Origin of the sequence: Paraburkholderia susongensis (genome assembly GCF_900177725.1) — a bacterium.
In the GTDB taxonomy this organism is placed as follows: domain Bacteria; phylum Pseudomonadota; class Gammaproteobacteria; order Burkholderiales; family Burkholderiaceae; genus Paraburkholderia; species Paraburkholderia susongensis.
Genome location: NZ_FXAT01000003.1, coordinates 809,658 through 828,856, shown reverse-complemented (window position 1 = coordinate 828,856; position 19,199 = coordinate 809,658). Strand labels below are relative to the sequence as shown.

Sequence of the window (19,199 nt, the reverse complement as noted above, 5' to 3'; positions counted from 1 at the left end):
TGCGCGAAATCTTGATAAGGACGGGCGTGGACCAGCGTCCGTTCAGACTTATCCCACTTATGTAGTTTTTCTACAGACGTATCCCGCAAGGTTATGAGTTTTGCATGATGCTGATGCGGCGGGGGATTTCCGGGTTATCCACAGAACGGGTAAACCCTTGTTAACTACTACTACATACGTATACGTATGAAGTAAAAAACATAGGATAACCACCGCTGCGCGCCGAGATGACGAACTGAGCAGATCTTCGATCAGCCCGAACCCCCGAGCCTCGGCGCGAGTATCACGGCACGAGGCTCGCTCCGCTCGCCGGCTGAATGGCCGCCGCTTGTCCGATCGCGTCGTGCAATTCCGGAACGAGCGCGGGAACCGCCGCAGGAGCCAGAGCGGGAACGACTGCCGGCGCGGCGGGTGTAGAGGTCAACGCGGGAGTCAACGCAGGAACCAGAACAGGAGTCGCCGCGGGGATCAACGCGGGAGCCAACCCAGGAACCAGAGCAGGAGCCGCCGCGGGCGTCATCCCCTGAACCGGTGCCGACGCCGGCTCAGGTGCCAGCACGGGCGTTGGTGCGGGCATCGGCAGCGCTTGCGTTTCGATCGGGTTGTTCGCGACCGGCTGCGTGCGCACGACGGTCTGCAGATAATGATCGACAAGGCCGAAGAAGCGGTCGTAGAACTTGCCGGACGGAATCGTCTCGCTCGATATCTTGACCATCGCGTCGCTATTCGAGCGGATCGGCAACGACAGCGAGCCGAGAATGCTGAGCCCGACGCTTGCCGAGGTATCGCTTTTCTTCAGCGCAAAGCCGTTCTGCACCGCATTCACATAGACGATGCTGGTGTTGGCCGCCTCTTCTCCAGGCGTGCACACCACGTGAAATTCGACGACCACGTGGGTATCGCTCGTCGGTTGGAAATTCTTCGTGCCGTCGACGGTGTCGGGGCGCGCCATCGTCGTCAGATAGCCCTGGCTCAGCAGCGCGCGGCGCGCGGCTTCGCAGGCATCGGTCGTACTCGAATTGAAATTGCGCGCGTAAGGACTCGCGCCGGTTTCAAACAATTCCTGCTGGAATTCCGGTTTCGGCGTGCTGCTGCATGCCGCGAGGGCCAGCAGGCCGAACAGGGCCGAGGCGGTGGTTCTGAAAAACGGGATCTGCATGGTCGAAGTGCAAGGAGCGCCACATAAGCGCGAATGGGAATGCATTGTAGAGCGGGTGGCCGGGTATGCGTAAAAGGCGTGCAGCGTTTGCACAGCCTGGCGATACGGCGCGTGGTGGAAGGGGGCTGGGCTGGCGAAGGTTGGGGCGATGTGGCGAAGATGCGGCGGTAATACGGTGGCAATCGCAACCGCCACAACGCCACAGCAACACAACGGCAGAACGATACAACGGCAAAGCAGCAAAGTCGCAAACCGGAAAGCAAGTGGAAACCAGCAAAAAACCGCATGGACGCAGTTAGTTCGACGCCGTACGCGCCGCGCCCGAAGCCGGGCCCAAACCTCGGCCGGACGCCGAAGCCGAAGCCGAAGCCGAAGAAGAGGCGGAAGACGCCGCCGCACTCGCGGGCGCGCCGACCGCCGGCACGCTAAACACGCCGGCCCATTGATCCGCCTCGACGCAGCGGTCGGCCTCGCACGGCATGGCTTGCCCGTCCGCACGCGAAGCGCCGCCCTGCGGCGAGGCGATCGACACGAAGTCTTCAACGCGCAAGTTCACCTTCTGCGCATATGCCTTCGATCCGCCGTAACTCTTGAGCGCGGCATTCAGATCGCCGTTGGCCGAGCGCATATAGCCGTACAGGATCGCCGAGCCCGCTTCGATATTCGTGCCCGGCTCGGTGAGGTCCTTGACGTTGCGCAGGAGCCCGCGATGCGCCTGCGGCACGACCTGCATGAGCCCCGTCGCGCCGTTGGCGCCGCGGGCTTTTTCCTTGAAGCGGGATTCGATCGAGATGATGGCGAGCAGGAGCGCCGGAGGGAGAGAGTATTTGGAGGCGGAGGATTGCACCGCTTCGGAAATCTTTTGAGCTTTGTCCTTGGCCAAACCGAACTTCTGCGTTAGATACGCGGATATTCGGTCGGTGTTTTCGTCGGCTGACGCAGTTTGCATCAGACCGAACGAAAGCACGAACAGGCAAAGTAACCGGCTCATAACGGGGACGGAGTGTAACGGGCAATCCGCGCATTATAGTCCCGTTGCACCTCCCGACACCGCTCGCCTCACAATTTTTGTCTTTTAAATCAAGGCCAACCGGGACTCCATCTGGCTACTGCGGCTGCTTCGCCTTGAGGTCGTAGCCGTCGCTCAGCGTCGCAAGGAACGCGGCGACGTCATCGATATCGCGCTCCGACCAGATCGGGCGCTCGCCCGCCTTGCGCGTGAGCGGCTCGTCCGTCGTATCGACGTTCACGCGCAGTGCGACCGGCAGGTCGTTGAACTTGTCGACCTTGCCGTGCGCATCCTTCGGATACCACTTCTGCGGATTGGTGTCGCGCTGCACGTAGAAGCGCAGTGCGTCCTTCAGCGTATGGAAGCGGCCGTTATGGAAGAACACGTGACGCGTCGCCGTATTGCGCAGCGATACCGACTTGAAGAGTCCGCAATTCTTTTTGTCGTCCGCCTGATCCTTGCGCAGCGGTCCGCATAAGCCCATATCAAAGTACTTCGGATCGGCATTCGCCTTCAGCTCGGCATTACGCGGCACGCCAAGCGCCTGGAAGTTGAAGTCGGTGAAAAGCGGATGAGCGCCATTCACGCCAGGCTGGTCGATGTGACAGGACGCGCAATTGCCGCCGGCGGGGTCGTCGAACAGCTTTTTGCCGCGTAACTCTTGTGCGGTGAGTTGCACTTTGCCGTCGAGGTAGTAATCGAACTTGCTCGTGTATGGATGAAAGCTCGGGTCTTCCAGTTCGAAGCGCTCGATCGCGTACATCGCCTGCGTGAACGCCTTGGTGGGATCGGCAAAGATGTTCTGGCCGAACACTTCCTTGAAGCGCGCCGCGTACGGCGCGCTCTGCATCTTCGCGAGCAACGCGGCCGGATCCTTGTTAGCCATCTCGTTCGGATCGAACAGCGGGAAAGTGGCCTGCTCGTGCAGATAGTTGAAGCGCCCGTCCCAGCCGAAGCCGCCGACGGGCGCGTTATCCGTTTCGCTGAGCCGCTCGGAAAGGCTCGCCGCCTGGGCATGCGTCCAGATCGGCGTGCGGTTGAGCACGTAGCGCAGGCTCGGCACTGCGCGTGTGCCCTGCTCGCGCAGATCCGCGCCGCCGAGTTGCGCCGCGAGCCCGTTGGGCGGCCCGTAGGCGTGCTCGGGACTATGGCAGCTCGCGCACGACATCTTGCCCGACGCCGACAGCGACGGATCGAAGAACATCAGCTTGCCGAGCGCAGCGGCATCGCTATAGACGGGCTTGGCGTCGGCGGGCGCAGGCGTGGGCACGAGCGTGGGCGCAGCCTCGGCGCCGGTCGACAGCGAACCGCTGGCAACCGTGGCGAGCACGGTGACAACCGCGGTGGCAAGCCCCGCCCAGCGCGCGCTCGCGCGCGCCGTGGGTCGCATGACAGGAAACGGCATCGAGTCGCTTACAGGTTCGTGAAGATGTCGTTGCCGAATCCGACAAGACCGGCCTGCCCCGCGTAACCGAGATGGTCTAGCTGGAAGATGTCCTCGATGCTCTTCAGCATCGAATAGTGGTTGTACGGCACCGTCGACACCGTGCCCGGCTTGATGAACTTCGAGATCATGACCGCGCCGGTCTGATCGCCGCCGAAGCTCTGCTTCGTCAAGTTGATCGTGAGGCCGTTATACGCGAGCGACGACGTTTCCGGATAGGCCGGCAGGTTCGGGCCGGGCTGCTGGCTGCAGCAGGTCGAGCCGGAGAAAATCAGATCCTCGCCCGACGCCGATTGCGTCACGGTTGCATAGCTGCTCTCGTCGAAGTTGATGATGAGCAGACCGTCCTTCTGGAACGCCGCCGAAGACGTGATAATCGGCACCCACTTCTGCAGGAACGTATTCGCGCTCGTCAGGCCGCCAGGCTGGCCATTCACGCAGGGCGCGTCGTGACCGTCGTCGCACAGGCTCGGCGTAATCAGGTTGAAGTTCGCCGTAGTCGAGATGGATTGCAGATCGCTCTGCAACCGGTTCAGATTGACGACGTTCTGCGCGCAGTCCGGCGAATCGATGATCGAGTGGAAGTACATGAACGGGTTGTGACGCGTCGCGTACTGGTCGCCGAGCGGCACCGCTGCGCTCGGCGCTTCGGCCGATTGCGTCAGGTCCGTCGTGTTGAGCGTCGGGTGGCCGCAAGTGGCTGCTTCGCGAGCCGGGTCGTTGCCCATGTCGCCTTCATAGCCCTTCCACGTGAAGCCCGCCGCCTTCAACTGGTCCGGCAGCGTCTTCACGCTCGCTGGATACACGCAGCCCGAGCCGATTGCCTGGCCGTCTGACGTCATGCCCGTGAGCTTGAAGTCCTGATAGGTGATGCAGTCGTTGTCGGTCTCGACCGTCGCGCTCTGGCCGCTGATCATCGAGATGTAGTTGTCGAGACTCACGTGGCCCGTGCCGTAGTACTGCTGCACGAGCGCGCCTTGCGAGGCGAGCGTTTGCGCCAGATACGGCGCCTTGGTGTTTGCGCCGAACGTGGTCGAGTAGTTTTCGTTTTCGAGCGTAATGACGAAGACGTGGCGGATCTGCTGCTGGCCGGTCACCTTGAGCCCGTCGGACGACGAGCCGCAAGCGGCCACGATTAACGCGATCAAGGCCGCGCAAGCGGCCATGAGGAATGTGCGCAACCCAATGCGGTGTGACATGTCTGTTGCCCTTTGTTGTTGTCCGGTAGGAATAGGTGTTTTATTCGCGGCAACACTCTAGGAGGCATCCATGACATCGCCGTGAAACTCACGGCATCTCACAATTAAATCCATGGGCGGAACGCCCAACCTGCTGCTTACACGTATTTGCTCGCGCGGTGAAGAAGCGCCTGCTGGTTGCGCGGGGATTTGAGACAATGTGTGCGGTCCGCGCACTGCCGCCCCGGACCCCGGTTGCGATGCGGTCTTTCGTACTTGCACTGGCCTCACGAATAACCGATGGTTTCAACCATGAGCAAGACCGCATTTATTCCCAATGTCCCTGGCAAGTCGGAGGACGACTTCGCCATTTCGGCGACCGCGAAGATGTCCGGCTACCGGCGTTTTTACGGCGTACTGAAGGTCGTGCGCACGACCGACGGCCGTGTGCTGTTTCCGTTCGACGGCGCGCCGGAACTCGGACCGCACGCAACGCGGCCCGAAGCGATTGCGGCCGCGCAGGTGTACGGCGAACATATCGTGACGAGCGACCTGGCGCGGCCGGAGTTATAGGCTGAAGCGGGTGGTCGATCGCAGGTTGCGGCGATCGACCACCCGCTTTGCGCGAACAGTTCGGGAGCAACGAACGAGCGCAGCCCGCGCTCGCCTGCCCTTTACTGAACCTGGCTGCGCAGCGTCTTCGCCGCGGCCACCATGTTCCTGAGCGCGGGAATGACCTCGGCCCATTGACGCGTCTTCAGTCCGCAATCCGGGTTCACCCACAGACGCTGCGCCGGAATGCGCTCCGCCGCCTTCTGCATCAGTTGCACGATGTGCTCCTGCGTCGGGATGTTCGGCGAGTGGATGTCATAGACGCCCGGACCGATTTCATTCGGATACCTGAAGTCGTCGAACGCGTCGAGCAGTTCCATGTCGGAGCGCGAGGTCTCGATCGTGATGACGTCCGCATCCATCTCGGCGATCGACGCGATGATGTCGTTGAACTCCGAATAGCACATATGCGTGTGGATCTGCGTTTCGTCCTGCACACCGTTCGCGGTGATACGGAACGATTCCACGGCCCAGCGCAGGTACTCGCCCCATTGCGCGCGGCGCAGCGGCAGACCTTCTCGCAGCGCTGCCTCATCGATCTGGACCACCCGCACACCGGCCTTTTCCAGATCGAGCACTTCTTCGCGAATCGCCAGCGCGAGCTGGTAGCACGACACCGAACGCGGTTGGTCGTCGCGCACGAACGACCAGTTCAGGATCGTCACGGGGCCCGTGAGCATGCCCTTCATCGGCTTGTTCGTGAGCGACTGCGCGTAGCTGATCCACTCGACCGTCATCGCCTTCGGACGGCTGATGTCGCCGAACAGAATGGGCGGCTTCACGCAGCGCGAGCCGTACGACTGCACCCAGCCGAACTGGCTGAACGCATAGCCGTCGAGTTGTTCGCCGAAATACTCGACCATGTCGTTGCGTTCGGCTTCGCCATGCACGAGCACGTCGAGCCCGAGCGTTTCCTGCTCGCGCACGCTGCGCTCGATTTCCTGACGCATCGCGTCCTGGTAGCCGGTCTGATCGAGCGCGCCGCTCTTGAACTGGCTGCGCGCATGACGGATTTCCGCGGTCTGCGGGAACGAGCCGATCGTCGTGGTCGGGTACGCGGGCAACTCGAGAAGTGCGGCCTGCTTCGGCGCGCGCTCGGCGTAAGCATGTTGGCGATTGCCGAGTTTCGCGTCGATGCGTGCGAGCGCGGCCTTCACCGCCGGGTTGTTCACACGCGGCGAGTTGCGGCGCGCTGCAATCGCGGCGGCGTTCGCGGCGAGTTCGTCGGCCACCTTGTCGCGGCCAGCGTTCAGTGCCGTCGCGAGCACCTTCAGTTCAGCGAGCTTTTGCAGCGCGAATGCGAGCCACGAACGGATTTCCGCGTCGAGCTTTTCCTCGCTCGCGAGATCGACCGGCACATGCAGCAGCGAGCATGACGGCGCGAGCCACAGACGATCGCCGAGTTGCTGTGCGAGCGGCGCAAGCCATTCGAGCGCCGCGTTCAGGTCGGTCTTCCAGATGTTGCGGCCGTTGATCGCGCCGACCGACAGCACGCTGTGCGCGGGCAGCTTCTGCGCAGCCTTCGCGACTTCCTCGCGAGCATTGATCGCGTCGATATGCAGACCATCGACGGGCAATGCGCACGCGAGGTCGAGGTTGTCGAGCAACTGGCCGAAGTACGTCGCGAGCAGCAGCTTCACCTTGCGCGTCTTTAGCGCGTCGTAGGCGGTGACGAAAGCCTGCTTCCATGCAGCATCGAGTTCGGTGACGAGCACCGGCTCGTCGATCTGCACCCACTCCACACCCTGTTGCGCGAGCGTGTCGAGCAGCGCCGCGTAGGCCGGCAGGATACGCGGCAGCAGCGCGAGCTTGTCCGATTCGTCCTTCGCCTTGCCGAGCCACAGGTACGTGACCGGCCCGACGATCACCGGCTTCGCCTTCACGCCCTGCGCGCGCGCCTGCGCGAGCTGTTCGACGAGACGCGAAGGGTCGAGCTTGAACGTCGTGTCGGCCGTGAATTCGGGGACGATGTAGTGGTAGTTGGTATCGAACCACTTCGTCATTTCTCCGGCTGCGACGCCGCCGCAGCACGCGGCGTGCTCTTCGGCACCTTGCGCCGAGCGACCGCGCGCGACGCGGAAGTAGTTGTCGAGCGTGTCGCCATGAAAACCCTGCACGCGTGCCGGCAGGTTGCCGAGCGTAAAGCTCATGTCGAGCACCTGGTCGTAGAACGCGAAATCGCCGACGGGTGCGAGATCGAGTTCGCGCTGGTCGTTCCAGTGACGCTCGCGTAGTTGGGCGCCGAGCGCCTTCAATTCGTCACGCGACGATTCGCCCTTCCAGTAGCGTTCGAGGCCGAATTTGAGTTCGCGTTTTGCGCCGATGCGCGGAAAGCCGAGATTGTGTGTCGTAACCATGAGCGCTGCCATCCATTGAGAATTGCCAAGACTGGCAGCGATGATAGGGTTTTCATTCCATGAAGAAAAATGGCATTATTTCATTCATCCATTAAATTTATTCATTCATTTTTCTTCATTCACTTCCCGGCTCCCGCGCCAGGCGTTCTGTCTGCCGGAAGCCCGCCACATCATGCTCGAACGCTTTCATCTCACCCTGATCCGCGAAGTGGACCGCCAGGGCTCGCTGACGGCCGCGGCCGGCGCGCTGCATCTCACGCAATCGGCGCTGAGCCACGCCGTCAAGAAACTCGAGCAGCAGCTCGGCACACCGGTGTGGGACCGCGACGGCCGTAACCTGCGGCTCACGCAGGCGGGTCAATATCTGCTCTCGCTCGCCGAGCGGCTGCTGCCGCAATTCGAACACGCCGAAGCGCGCATGAGGCAATACGCGAACGGCGAGCGTGGCACGCTGCGCATCGGCATGGAATGCCACCCGTGCTATCAGTGGCTGCTCAAGGTGGTGTCGCCGTATCTCGCGCGCTGGCCTGACGTCGACGTCGACGTGAAGCAGCGTTTTCAGTTCGGCGGCATTGGTGCGCTGTTCGGCTACGACATCGACGTGCTCGTCACACCCGATCCGCTCAAGAGGCCAGGGCTGCGTTTCGATGCCGTGTTCGATTACGAGCAGGTGCTCGTGGTGGCCGAAGGCCATCGGCTAGCGAAGGTGCGCTACGTCGAGCCCGCGCAGCTCGTCGATGAAACGCTGATTACTTATCCGGTCGAAACCGATCGCCTCGATATTTACAACCAGTTCCTGCGGCCCGCGGGTGTCGCGCCGCGCCGCCACAAAACCATCGAAACCACCGACATCATGCTGCAGATGGTCGCAAGCAATCGCGGCGTGGCTGCGCTGCCGCGCTGGCTCGCGGAGGAATACGCAGACCGTATGCCCGTGGTGAGCGTGAAGCTCGGCAAGACGGGAATCGCAAAGCAGATTTTTCTCGGCACGCGCGAAGCGGATGCATCGCTCGACTATCTGCATTCGTTCGTTGAATTCGCGCGTAAATCGAACTGGCAGGCTGCGCGCGTGCGCCGCTGAGGGCGGCGGATCGAGCACTGCTCGCCGCATCACGACGGCCTGCGGATGCAGGAATGGACATGTCGGTCAGCGCATGCGCACCCTGCTGGCCGCACCGGCCCCTGCGCGCGCCGCAAGAACGCCACCGAGCACGCCGCCGATATGGCTCTGCCAGGAGACACCGGGATAGATAGGCAGCACGCCGAACAGCATGCTCAGACCGTAACTGCTCACGACGACCAGGGCCACGACGATCGAGACGAGGTTGCGGGTGTAGTAGCCGCGCGCGACGAGGTAGCCCCCATAGCCGAACACGAGCCCACTCGCTCCGATATGCACCGAGTAAGGCGCACCGAATAACCACGCACAAAGGCCCGCACCGAGCATCGCGCCGATGGTTGCGCGCCAGAAGCCGGCGATGTCGGGCCACATGCACAGCCAGCCGAGGACGAGCAGCCCGCTCGTGTTGGCGGCAATATGCCCAAGGCTCGCATGCAACCACGGCGCGAACAGGATGCCTTGCAGCCCGCCGAGCGAGCGCGGCACGACACCGTGCTCGTTCAGATTCAGGAACGGCATCGCAACCGACAAAAAGAACACCGCCCACATCGAGCCGACGAAAAGTGCGAGCAACACGATTCGCGATTTGAGCTTCGCGGTGAGCGAATCGGGGGTTGAGGTCTTCATGTATCGATGAGGCCATGTGTGATATCGACAAAGGGTAGTCGAAGTGGCGTCGCGCCGTCGAGGCATCGTGGAAAAACAGATGATATCGGCTCGGCACCGGCACGCCATTGCACCTAGTCAATCACGCTTTTACTCACGAATGACGCATCGCTTTTCTTTTCGGAATTCCGTTATGCTGTTAGCACTCCAGTCTGCAAGTCGCAATAGCCGCGTAATCTCGCCGAGTACATGCTATTCGTGTGACTATTTGCGCTCCACCGAAACAGGTGCGTGCTTAATGAATAGCATGTACTCGGTTTATGACGCGCACGCTATTCGCTTGACCATAACGACGAAGTAAACAATCGAGACAATCTGATGAATCGGTCATTGAGCGCTGCAGCTATTGGATTGTGCATAGCCCTTTCGGCCTGCGTGAGCCGAGACCCATCTAATCGCATGACGCAAACGCCTGACAACGCACCCGTCGGCGACGTGTACAACACGAACATGCTACTGGCAGGCGCGAAAGACGCAAACGGCGATGCAAACCAAACTGGCCGCTTTGTAAAGGGTGACAAGGGAGACACTGGCGCAACCGGCGCCGCTGGGGCTGCCGGGCTTATGGGCCCTCAAGGCGCAAGCGGTAAGGCTGGCGAACAGGGAAGCAGAGGCGACACCGGCGCTAAAGGTGAGCGTGGCGAGCGCGGCGAGAAAGGCGACCGTGGCGAAAAGGGCGATCGAGGTGAGACAGGTGATCGTGGCCAACAGGGCGAACGAGGTGAGAAAGGCGATCGTGGCGAACAGGGCAACCGGGGTGAAGCCGGGCCTCCTGGCAGAGAGGGTCTGCAAGGGCCTCCTGGCACTTCGTCTTTGACCTGGCTCTTCTCACAACGGCCATCAGGAGACTACAACGCCAATCAGGATCCCAAAGAAAAAACGCAGAATTTCCTAACCTCTCTTGCAACACTCATCACGGCATTGACGCCGATCGTTCTCGCTTTGCTCGAAATACGGAAACGCAAGCTCGCCCCAGGCCGCCCGCCTACCGTGCGGGAATCAAGAGAATACGCGGAAAGCCAGGTATCACGCTCGCCCGACCTATCCGAATTTGGGCGAGAAGAGTGGATCAACACGCTCACGAATAAGGACTTCGACCAGCGTCAAGCTCTGTATGAAGCCAAACTCAAGAGGAGCGAGCACGTATCAGGTATCGTGCTTTGGCTTCAACTGATTACCGTGATCGCTGGAATTTTGGGCTTCGTCTATCTGGCGTATCAATTGCTCGTTTCGATATTGATATTTATATGTGCGTACACGCTCATCCTCGGAATTGCTCTTCTCTGTTATGCACTTTCGAGGAAACTGCTAGACGAAAAATCGCATAAGAAGAGTCTGCTCGAGTTCAGAGTACGCCTTGCGGAGATGAAGTACGCGCACGAGCTCAATATGTCCCGGCAGCACTTTGACCAGCGAATGAAACTGCAGCAGGAAGGGAATGCAACGGCGACCCGCGATGATGGATTCAGGTTGTAGCCGCGTTTTGTGAATTGCGCCGCTGTAGGGTGCGGCGCAAGTTTCGGGGATGAAGTTTTGGATCCAACGGGGAGCGGCTTGCGTTCTCGCGAAGCCCTTTCGTTAGAGTCGTCGCCTCGCGTGTGCGGACAAAAAATTGTTGTCACAATTGCCGACCAAATTGTTCGCACCGAGCTACGCCAAAGCCTTTGATAAATAAGCCTTTTCGCTTCCGCAATTGCCGCAAGGGCGGTGCATAAAAGCGCGTTGTTAGGGTCAGCTAACGTCACACCATTGGCTTTCGCAATCCAGTGCAATTGAACGTAAAAATCAGCTAATAATCAAGGACATAGAGAGCCGGAATGGGTTCGCACCTAACTCTCCAATCAAGTCAAAAATTTGGCGTTGAAAAGGGCGTCCAGTTCAGCGTCATCCGACTCTGCTTCATTAAGGAGACGCTCATCCTGCGTGGCAGGCGCTGGGCGCTCGACGGGAAGAAGCTGTTCATCGCGCTCGGCCAATTCGGCCGTCAGCTTAGCTTGTGTAAGTGCCCGAGCAGCGCGTGTGCTAGCTGGTTTGGAGGGAATTTTCACGCCGGCGGACCTAGCGACCCTCTGAGCTTGCTCCTGCCGCAAGAGGCCCCGCCGGGTTCTCCTGTGCTGCACCATGATGGCAGAGCCTGAATCGTCACGAATCTTCCGTTCGACTTCTTTCCAAGTAGTCCCGGAGTACGCGGTCTGCGACTTTCGAACGCGCTCGAGTTTCGAAAACGTACCGTCATCGTGTTCCCAAAGGATGTTATCTGGCCTAAACGGCAACGGGCATGTAGTAATTTTCGGACCATCGCCGCGCCTCTTTTTCGGCGACCGCTTCCATTCCTCATAGAGCGCGATGCTAGCCGGCGAGCAATACTGCTGACAATTTAGCTCCACCTTTCCTTTCCTGACCGTGCTCCGCTTTCGGTCTAGCAGCTTCAGATAGGTTGTCGACGTATCCCAACTAAGCGCTGCGTCAGCGAATCCGTTCTTCATGGCCCATAGATACATTTCCTCTGGATTTGGGTTGACATCGTCTATCCGCATATCGTCGATAAGATACTGCGGAAGCTGCGTGTACTTGTTGAACTGGATGACCTCGGCCAACAGAGCCCGTTCAAACGAATCGTGAACCACATCCGATTCGGCTCGAGCCCGACGTCGCTTGTCTCTTTCCCGCAGCGGTCGCTCACGCTTGAACGCGCCGTTGTGGGTAGAAATAGCTCGCTGGACAATGCCCTGATGGTTTTCAACCTGACCCTTAGCTTGGCCTTGACGAACCGGCGCGTGCATCCGGTCCGCGCCCAACCGTTCAACCAGGGCCGCCTTCGCCTTCTCACTCGCGGGACCTGGGCCGTTGTCCACGAAGAAGACTCCTGGAATTCCATGTAGAGGCCAGTCGTCTTTTTCAAATTTGTGTTTCGCTAGCAACTGGTCCTTTGGCGAGAGCGCCATGAGTACAAGCTGGCGGTATGCTTCCCAACTCTCACCCTTGTACCAAATAAAGAAGCCCAAGATTGCACTACTCCCCCGGTCCACTGCGAACAGGACGTAGGGCTTTCCGATATTGCGAGAAGTGTCCCAGTCCGCGACGAGTTCGCAGTTAAACGGTGTGGCGTCCATATCAAGGACATGTCCCGGCCTCAGTGCAATGTCAGACGAAGCTCCGGCTAATGCTTCGTAGCGCTGAATGTATTCAAGCTCTCCGACCTTTTGCCGCATTAAATCGGGGTCGTTCTTGATTAGCTGGTTAGCTCGGTACTCAAACTGCCCTAGTGTCAGCACTTTCTCCGGCCGCATCGGTTTCGTAACAACCTCACCTTTGATTTTAGTCGTCGAGACTAAAAGCGTCTGGACCATGAGGTCGTACGTTCGAGGCAATGACTCATTTTGACCAATCCAGTATAGAAGAAGCGCCTGTTTGATGAGCGGGATGAAACGCTCAGAATTTACGCCTCCTAGATGGGTGTATCCATCTAGCTCCAAGGCATTTCTGCGCCCCAGTTTTTTCGTAACTTTCCGTGCGCCAGTCTTCGATTTGCCTCTCGCCCAACCGCGCTCAAGCAAGCCATTCTCTATGCTACCGTTCGCGTAATAGGTTGTTACCCAATGCTTCAAACTATTCTTCGAGACGCCGAATTTTTGTGCGACTTGCGAAATTACAACATCCGCAAAGTCAGAGTCAGTGAGGATTCTTTCGGTGTTAAGAATAACCTCTCTGACTGCAGGCCAACGCTTTTCGCGGCCGCGCTTCCAGGCGGCCTTCAACTTATCATCGGTGAGACCCGTCATCTGTGGGTCGGCAATCTCCTCATCCACCAGTCGCATACCCGCGACCTCAACTGGCGAGTACGGTTTCGGCAAGGTCGTCCCGGGCCGACCGTTTTTATAGACGATGAGAAGGTACGTCAACTCTGTGCGATTGCAGCGGTGTACGAACCTGTAGTATTTTCCATTTTTGTGGTCGCCGTCAGCCTGCAGTAGCGCCTTGGGTTCCGTGTTGTCTGCAAAATTATGCATGGTCTCGTGCAATCTTGAAGTAGGTGTGAGTTCACGCAATTGAGACGAGGCGACGCTCTCCCATTTCTTGCGACAAATCTACAGCCAAGTAACCGTATTGCACCGAGAAGGCAAATGCGCGAAAGCCGTCATCCATGTCAATGCCTAACGCTTTTGATGCATTGGCGATGCGTTGAGACAAAGTGGACGAACGTCGTGTGCTCCGGATTAGCTTCGCAAAGTGAGGAAGGAGATGGACGAAGCCGGTGACCGGTGTCCGACGGGTAAACTCCCGGAGAAAGCTTCGACTTCTGGCTGATACCGCGTCAAGGTCCCTTTCTGTTGCTGTTAGCCATCCCCAGCCTAGTGATGCACAAGCCTGCTTCTCCCAATTGTGCCGCGTAATTATCTTTGGCTCACACAACTCTCGAAACTCCTTGACCGACACACCGATGTAGATAAGTTCGGGGTACCAAGGGAGCTTCAACGTCAGAACGAAGTCTATAGATTTGACATCGGTCCTACGAATCGACCTATTGGCCTCTACGAGCCTCCGTATGACTGCGTCATCTGCCATTGCATATTGCTCTCTGATGTCGATGATGAAATTGTTGTGCTCGAATGCGAGCAGGTAATGTCGCTCCAGACACGAGAGACACTCCATTGTTCTCTCTACTTTTCTTCCATAGTTGGACGACCCCGTACCCTTGCGCTGGCGCCCTGCCTTCAGGTGGGGCTTGTATGAGGCGCCATGCTCTACCTGACGACAATCGAATTCCGGCAATTGGATGTCGAAGGGGAAGACAGACTGCTTTGGCTTGAGTAAGAAACCAACATCAATACCGAAATTGTTGTGCGCTGTTAAGACAGATGGATGGAGGACATCAAGTTGTTTCGTCATCGCCACTCTCGTCTTAGTTTAGGTAACCCGTGAAATGTGCACTGTCGTATCAACTCAGGTTCAAGAGCAAACGCAGTTGCACTTGCGACATCTTCAAAATGGATGACACATATCTCAACGCCGTCTTGCCGCCGAGCATCGAAGGATTTGCTTCAGCCCAAACGTGAAGTCGCCGTCCGAACGACGCGTCGCCTTCAACAAGGGCCGGTAGTGCGTCGCGCGTCAGGGGCATACGCATCTTGAGCAGCGACCAATCCTTCGCTCGCCTATGTCCAGCCACTAGCCGGGTAGCCGTAATTCGTTGAGGTCTTGATTTTTCTTCGGAAAGAATCTTGTGTCGTGCGTGTATGTGGGCACACAGCGACTCATCAAACCGGGTGTCACGTTCTATCTGACGACAAGCCTTTGCCTCAATGGTCGCACCAGCGGGCCGTTGCGGCATTTTCTCGCTCAGCCACTGGTGGTCATAGCGTCGAAGCCAGCGCGCAAAACTGCCATGCTTCGCGTGGAACTGCCTCCTTCCCGCACTTGGAAACTTTTGCAAGAATTCGCATGCTTTCTGGCGCATTTTGTCGCGCTTAGCAACGTCCACCACTTCGTGAGTGAAGACCTCAACCGGTACCGCATGAGGCAACCTCTCCTCAACGGTTTCTGCAATTAGGCTTTGGCGCAAGCCGGATACGCCTTTGAACAGCGCTTGCACTAAACAGACATTTTGAAAGAATGTCGTTGCGCAACGATTCCCCTTGAGGGCCGACAGGTGCCAGGTAGTTGACCTCCCCTCCAGTCCGCCCCGTTCGACTACGGAATCAATGTCCAGATTCCGGTCAAGCCAGTTTGAGAGTTCAGACTTGTTACCTATTGGCACGTCCAGTTGCTGCGCGACTTTCAAATACGCCTGCCCGAGCATCCGCGGCCCTACTTGCAATGGAAGTGGGTTAGCGAGCAAATCGGCGGCGAAACGAGCTACCATTTCGTCCATCGTTCGTTCATAGCTTGAGCGATGCTCCTCAATCATTGTCAGCGGTTCGTTGCACCAACACCGAGTGGCCGGAAGACGCGCATACCTGCTATGTGGAGACGAGTACCGACATTTACCGCATGGTCCGGCCAAGCCGCAGCGATGGCGAGGGCAGATTTTCACGCCCGGGACGAGGTGGGTCCGGTGCCAATAAGTGTGTCCAAGTTTGCCGATGTCCTCGTTTGCACATTCAAGGCACCAAGCCAAACGGTAACCCGCGGTAGCCAGTACTCTGCCGAAGCCAGAGCGCAGCGATGCTCCAGGAACGCGTTCGCCGTTCACAATTTGAGCAGCGACGCCCCTTGAATTGTCGTCAAGGAAAGGAAACGCCAGCGGCGAAAGGCTGTACTTGGATAATGTTTCTGGAACAGGTGGCAGAGTCCCACGCGATTCGGATACGAGCAGAGCGAGATTTGCCGGCAGCAACCAACCGTTAGCGGGTGAGACGCGGTCTCTCAATAGCCGGCCGAGCGATTGGGACCCACGCATGCCGTTGATAATGGACATGCGTTGCTCCCATCCCGCCGCGTGCTCATCATCCAAGATTGGGAAAAGATTCACTTTGGTCTGCTACCTCCGTAGTTGCCTTGAGCAAGCACATCAGAAACTGTCTCAACGCGTACGTGGGCGGCCTTCGCCAATCTCCACGGACTTGCATATATTCCACGGTTGACATTCGCAGCGGCCCAGACGATGCGTCTGAATGCGTATTGACGAGACGATTCAGAGATGGGGCCGAGCATCTCTTCGACTCTGTCAAAGGCGTAGTCGGAAATTCCGGCGCGCGCAGCTAGCTGCAAGCCGGTCCTTCTGAGAGGGCGGGAGTCGGCATTCGAGTCGACATTAGCTGCGCGATAGGCGGCGGTTGCCAATGCTGGTGCCACCTTGACTTGCTCTACACACCGCTGCGCGACTGCTGATGCGAATCCGTCGAGAAACGTAAACAAGCATTCGCGGTCGTGACGGTATAGCCAAGCCCACTCGGCCGGGAACCTGTCCCTCGCTTCTTGCCGTGTCTTTGCGCTCGACAACTGCTGACAACAGTGTTCCCGATGCCCCTCGACCAAGCGGTTTGACCTGGCCAGCGCGGTGGTTGGGTGTGCCTGCAAGAATCTGTATACCGTCGGTATCGATACGCCAACCTCACTTGCGATGACATCGATTGCATTCCCACTCTCTAATCTCGCACTGACGGTAGTGGCCAGCGACTCATTGATACGCCGCGAGGCGCGTCGATAATTGATATTTTGGCGGTCAAGAATCGGACGAAGCGACGCTGAATCAACCTGCAATTCCTTCGCGACGCTTCGCAGCGACCGACCGCACTGCACCATGTTGCAAACCATCGCGTCGTCCAACTTTGTGCGCGCTTTCGGCGTCGTACTGACCACGACCTTCCTTTTCCTTGCACCTGCGCGGGTAAGGAAAATATGAAGCAGCACGCAGTACACCGGATGGGTGTTCCGATTTGTACGAATCGAGCTTCGCAGCCATCTTTGTATCTGCTCGTGGTCGGTAGCAAGTTGAGTGAGGCGGGTGTCCTCAAACCCGTGCTCGAAGGCTGAAGCGATATCCGTTACGAGGCTGTTGAACCGAACCCTATTTGCCGGCGTTATGTATCCCAAGGCAACCAGCCTCGGAGGCGCCAGGCTTCTAAATTGGGCCTCTCTTTGGTTTTGGAGCAGTCCAGCGCAGGTTTCCGAGAAGGTGCACGAGTTTATGTACGAAGGGCCGCCACATGGCACCCTGCTCATGACGTCAATCTGTGCATCGCCCGGCCGCTCCGAATAAAGCCATGCATGGTGCAGATAGCAGCGGGTGACGAAAGGGACCATGTGCTGACGGTGGACATACACAACGCCGAAGACTCTCCTATCTTCGAGAGCGCAGACAGGGCAATATCTTCCGGTTGGCTCGGCGGACTCAAATGCCAACGGCAATCTGTTGGGACGCACGCATCCGTGAGGCGCAGTAGACAGCCGAACCCGAAGACCTTCGCGTGCATCGTCCGTCAACCCGACGATGCTGTAGTTCCACGACGAGTGCTCTTGAAGTAGGGAATCCGAGTCGCCACATGCCACGGAAGCTGCCTCCGCAAGTTCGCCCAGATACAGTGGTAAATCGTGACGCATTTTCCGCCAGGCAGCGTGCAGAGCCTCTGACGCAGCTCGACGCGAGGAGAAGCATCCGTTTGCTTCAGACAAGCGTCTCAGATAACTGGGCGCTGTTTCATCGGGAAGAATAGGCGGAACCGTGGCCAAGTTTCTGCTCATGCTGCTTCTGCCCCTTCGTGGCGAGGTTCGCTCTCTGCCCATTTTTTCTCTTCGTCAATAAGTCGCGAAGCTTCTGCCTTACGTACATGAGCAACCCTATCCGCAATCTTTTGAAGCTCCCTGCGCTCTTTCGATGGTTTTATGTACGGCTCGTCAGGCGGAAGGAAGTCTTCATACTCTGCCAACTCATCGTCCGTGAGCTTGTCACCGACCTCTCTTCGTCGTGCCGCAGCCAACGGCCGGCGATACGACCGCAAGCACTTCTCTGCACACGAAGACAGAGCATCTGCGGTGACTTCCGTGATACGACCTTCGGCCATAAGTCCAAGAAATCGCTTCATCAGAATACGTAACACCCGGACGATTCCGGCGGTGTGGAAGTGAGCCTCCAGCGGAAACCAATCAGGCATTGGTAACTCCCAATGAGATACTCGTTGGGCCCATATTGCGATGCAAAGCTGCGTCCATGACTTCCCTGGAGCAATCGCGTCAAGTTGTTCATCGGCCTCACTCAACAACTTGGCGCCCAGAGCAGATTTGGCGTCGACAACTCGCTGCGCAGCATATGTACCAACGGTGAGAACTGGAACTCCAGCCGTCTCCATGAGGCTACAGATGCTCCCAAGCAGAACATCCGTCGCATGCGGCACCTTCAAGAGATACTGGATGTCGTCAATAATCAGTAACCCAACGAAGTGTCTTAACAGAACGGAAATCAGAAGCGCTTCGCATACATCCCGCGAGAGATTTTTGCGAATCGCCTGCTCGGCGTATTTGGTATCGCCGGTAAGTCTGTCTATTTCTTGAAGGCAAGCATGCATTAAACCCAAGATGGTTCCGTTACTTGGACATTTGACTTGAACCACATATATCTGAATGACCGAGCAAGGACGCCCACCAATCGACTTGATTTCGCGCGCTCCGGGTAAGTGGTCGCGAAAGCGGTTGGTCAGGGTAGTCTTGCCAATGCCCGTGGGACCATTCAAAAAGAGACCTGCGGCAGCAAAGCTCTTTCGAGGTGCTACCAAACATGGGTCATTGAGGTGTCCGATGTTGCGAGCAACGGCGGCGCCAGTTTCATGCAGCAATCCCATGACCATCGGGCTTGACGGGTCACGCCGCTTCAACCCTGCCCTCATCGCTCGCTGCATTAGACGAAACACGTTGAAGTGGGCGTCGTTAGGAACGAAGACGCCGTTTATCGTGTCGAGGTGTTCAATCCGTTGCTCGAGCGAACCCGACCAAAAATCGCTGTCCCTAGGCGGGGGCGCGACAGCAAGGAAGTTATATGCCTCAACCCGATTCATAATCGGAGCCAATCCATCAAGAAGGACGTTTGAGTCGCTCATCACAGCGCCCTCGTCGCGGTGTCGCCCGCTTTGTTGCACGGAACGCTCATCCGCGCGTGGATTGACGGCGATAGGGCGGGCTGGTGCGGGATTTGAACCCGGAAGCACGCGCGAACCTTTG

At 58.3% G+C, this 19,199-nt stretch carries 14 protein-coding genes and 1 pseudogene; 3 read left to right on the top strand and 12 right to left on the bottom strand.

Going from position 1 to position 19,199, the window contains the following annotated elements; all coding sequences use genetic code 11:
- Nucleotides 1-283 precede the first annotated feature (283 nt).
- From B9Z01_RS12780 to B9Z01_RS12765, 4 genes are all read right to left on the bottom strand, one after another.
- A complete protein-coding gene (locus tag B9Z01_RS12780) occupies nt 284-1,159 on the bottom strand; it encodes a DUF2242 domain-containing protein (protein WP_085483403.1) in 876 nt (291 codons plus the stop codon).
- A gap of 295 nt (nt 1,160-1,454) precedes the next feature.
- Nucleotides 1,455-2,150: a lytic transglycosylase domain-containing protein gene (locus B9Z01_RS12775; RefSeq protein WP_085483401.1), complete on the bottom strand. Its 696-nt coding sequence runs from the start codon at nt 2,148-2,150 to the stop codon at nt 1,455-1,457.
- Between the two features lie 115 nt (nt 2,151-2,265).
- Complete coding sequence (locus B9Z01_RS12770) at nt 2,266-3,558, bottom strand: cytochrome-c peroxidase (RefSeq protein ID WP_085483399.1); 1,293 nt, start codon at nt 3,556-3,558, stop codon at nt 2,266-2,268.
- Between the two features lie 23 nt (nt 3,559-3,581).
- Nucleotides 3,582-4,811 (bottom strand): alkaline phosphatase family protein, encoded by a 1,230-nt coding sequence (locus B9Z01_RS12765; RefSeq protein WP_085483397.1) that lies wholly within the window; start codon nt 4,809-4,811, stop codon nt 3,582-3,584.
- Nucleotides 4,812-5,102: 291 nt separating this feature from the next.
- On the opposite strand from B9Z01_RS12765, the gene B9Z01_RS12760 reads away from it, so the two are divergent.
- On the top strand, nt 5,103-5,363 hold the full coding sequence (locus tag B9Z01_RS12760; protein ID WP_085483395.1) for a DUF6723 family protein: 261 nt from the start codon (nt 5,103-5,105) through the stop codon (nt 5,361-5,363).
- Nucleotides 5,364-5,464: 101 nt separating this feature from the next.
- On the opposite strand, the gene metE is transcribed toward B9Z01_RS12760, so the two are convergent.
- Nucleotides 5,465-7,759, bottom strand: a complete 2,295-nt coding sequence (gene metE / locus B9Z01_RS12755) for a 5-methyltetrahydropteroyltriglutamate--homocysteine S-methyltransferase (protein WP_085483394.1) — start codon at nt 7,757-7,759, stop codon at nt 5,465-5,467.
- A gap of 172 nt (nt 7,760-7,931) precedes the next feature.
- On the opposite strand from metE, the gene B9Z01_RS12750 reads away from it, so the two are divergent.
- The gene (locus B9Z01_RS12750; RefSeq protein ID WP_085483392.1) at nt 7,932-8,840 is read left to right on the top strand and encodes a LysR family transcriptional regulator; all 909 of its coding nucleotides are present in this window, start codon (nt 7,932-7,934) and stop codon (nt 8,838-8,840) included.
- Nucleotides 8,841-8,906: 66 nt separating this feature from the next.
- Here B9Z01_RS12750 and B9Z01_RS12745 read toward each other — a convergent pair whose 3' ends face one another.
- Nucleotides 8,907-9,506: a rhomboid family intramembrane serine protease gene (locus B9Z01_RS12745; protein ID WP_085483390.1), complete on the bottom strand. Its 600-nt coding sequence runs from the start codon at nt 9,504-9,506 to the stop codon at nt 8,907-8,909.
- A gap of 438 nt (nt 9,507-9,944) precedes the next feature.
- Here B9Z01_RS12745 and B9Z01_RS12740 point away from each other — a divergent pair, with 438 nt between their 5' ends.
- Complete coding sequence (locus tag B9Z01_RS12740) at nt 9,945-11,021, top strand: collagen-like protein (RefSeq protein ID WP_208625970.1); 1,077 nt, start codon at nt 9,945-9,947, stop codon at nt 11,019-11,021.
- Nucleotides 11,022-11,386: 365 nt separating this feature from the next.
- Here the strand turns inward: B9Z01_RS12740 and B9Z01_RS12735 are convergent, their stop codons facing one another.
- The 6 genes and pseudogenes from B9Z01_RS12735 to B9Z01_RS12715 form a co-directional block, all read right to left on the bottom strand.
- Nucleotides 11,387-13,555 carry a hypothetical protein gene (locus B9Z01_RS12735; protein WP_085483386.1) on the bottom strand — a complete coding sequence of 723 codons (2,169 nt, stop codon included), beginning with the start codon at nt 13,553-13,555 and terminating at the stop codon, nt 11,387-11,389.
- A 31-nt stretch (nt 13,556-13,586) separates the two neighbouring features.
- Complete coding sequence (locus tag B9Z01_RS12730; RefSeq protein ID WP_085483384.1) at nt 13,587-14,435, bottom strand: PDDEXK family nuclease; 849 nt, start codon at nt 14,433-14,435, stop codon at nt 13,587-13,589.
- Between the two features lie 49 nt (nt 14,436-14,484).
- On the bottom strand, nt 14,485-15,453 hold the full coding sequence (locus B9Z01_RS36205) for a TnsD family Tn7-like transposition protein (protein WP_244195998.1): 969 nt from the start codon (nt 15,451-15,453) through the stop codon (nt 14,485-14,487).
- A 105-nt stretch (nt 15,454-15,558) separates the two neighbouring features.
- A pseudogene (locus tag B9Z01_RS36900) lies at nt 15,559-16,017 on the bottom strand (TniQ family protein); the annotation flags it as partial.
- On the bottom strand, nt 16,014-17,729 hold the full coding sequence (locus B9Z01_RS36895) for a TnsD family Tn7-like transposition protein (RefSeq protein WP_167387469.1): 1,716 nt from the start codon (nt 17,727-17,729) through the stop codon (nt 16,014-16,016). The pseudogene B9Z01_RS36900 and the gene B9Z01_RS36895, both read right to left, overlap by 4 nt.
- The gene (locus B9Z01_RS12715) at nt 17,726-19,078 is read right to left on the bottom strand and encodes an AAA family ATPase (protein WP_085483379.1); all 1,353 of its coding nucleotides are present in this window, start codon (nt 19,076-19,078) and stop codon (nt 17,726-17,728) included. Before B9Z01_RS12715 ends, B9Z01_RS36895 begins: the two co-directional genes overlap by 4 nt.
- Nucleotides 19,079-19,199 lie beyond the last annotated feature (121 nt).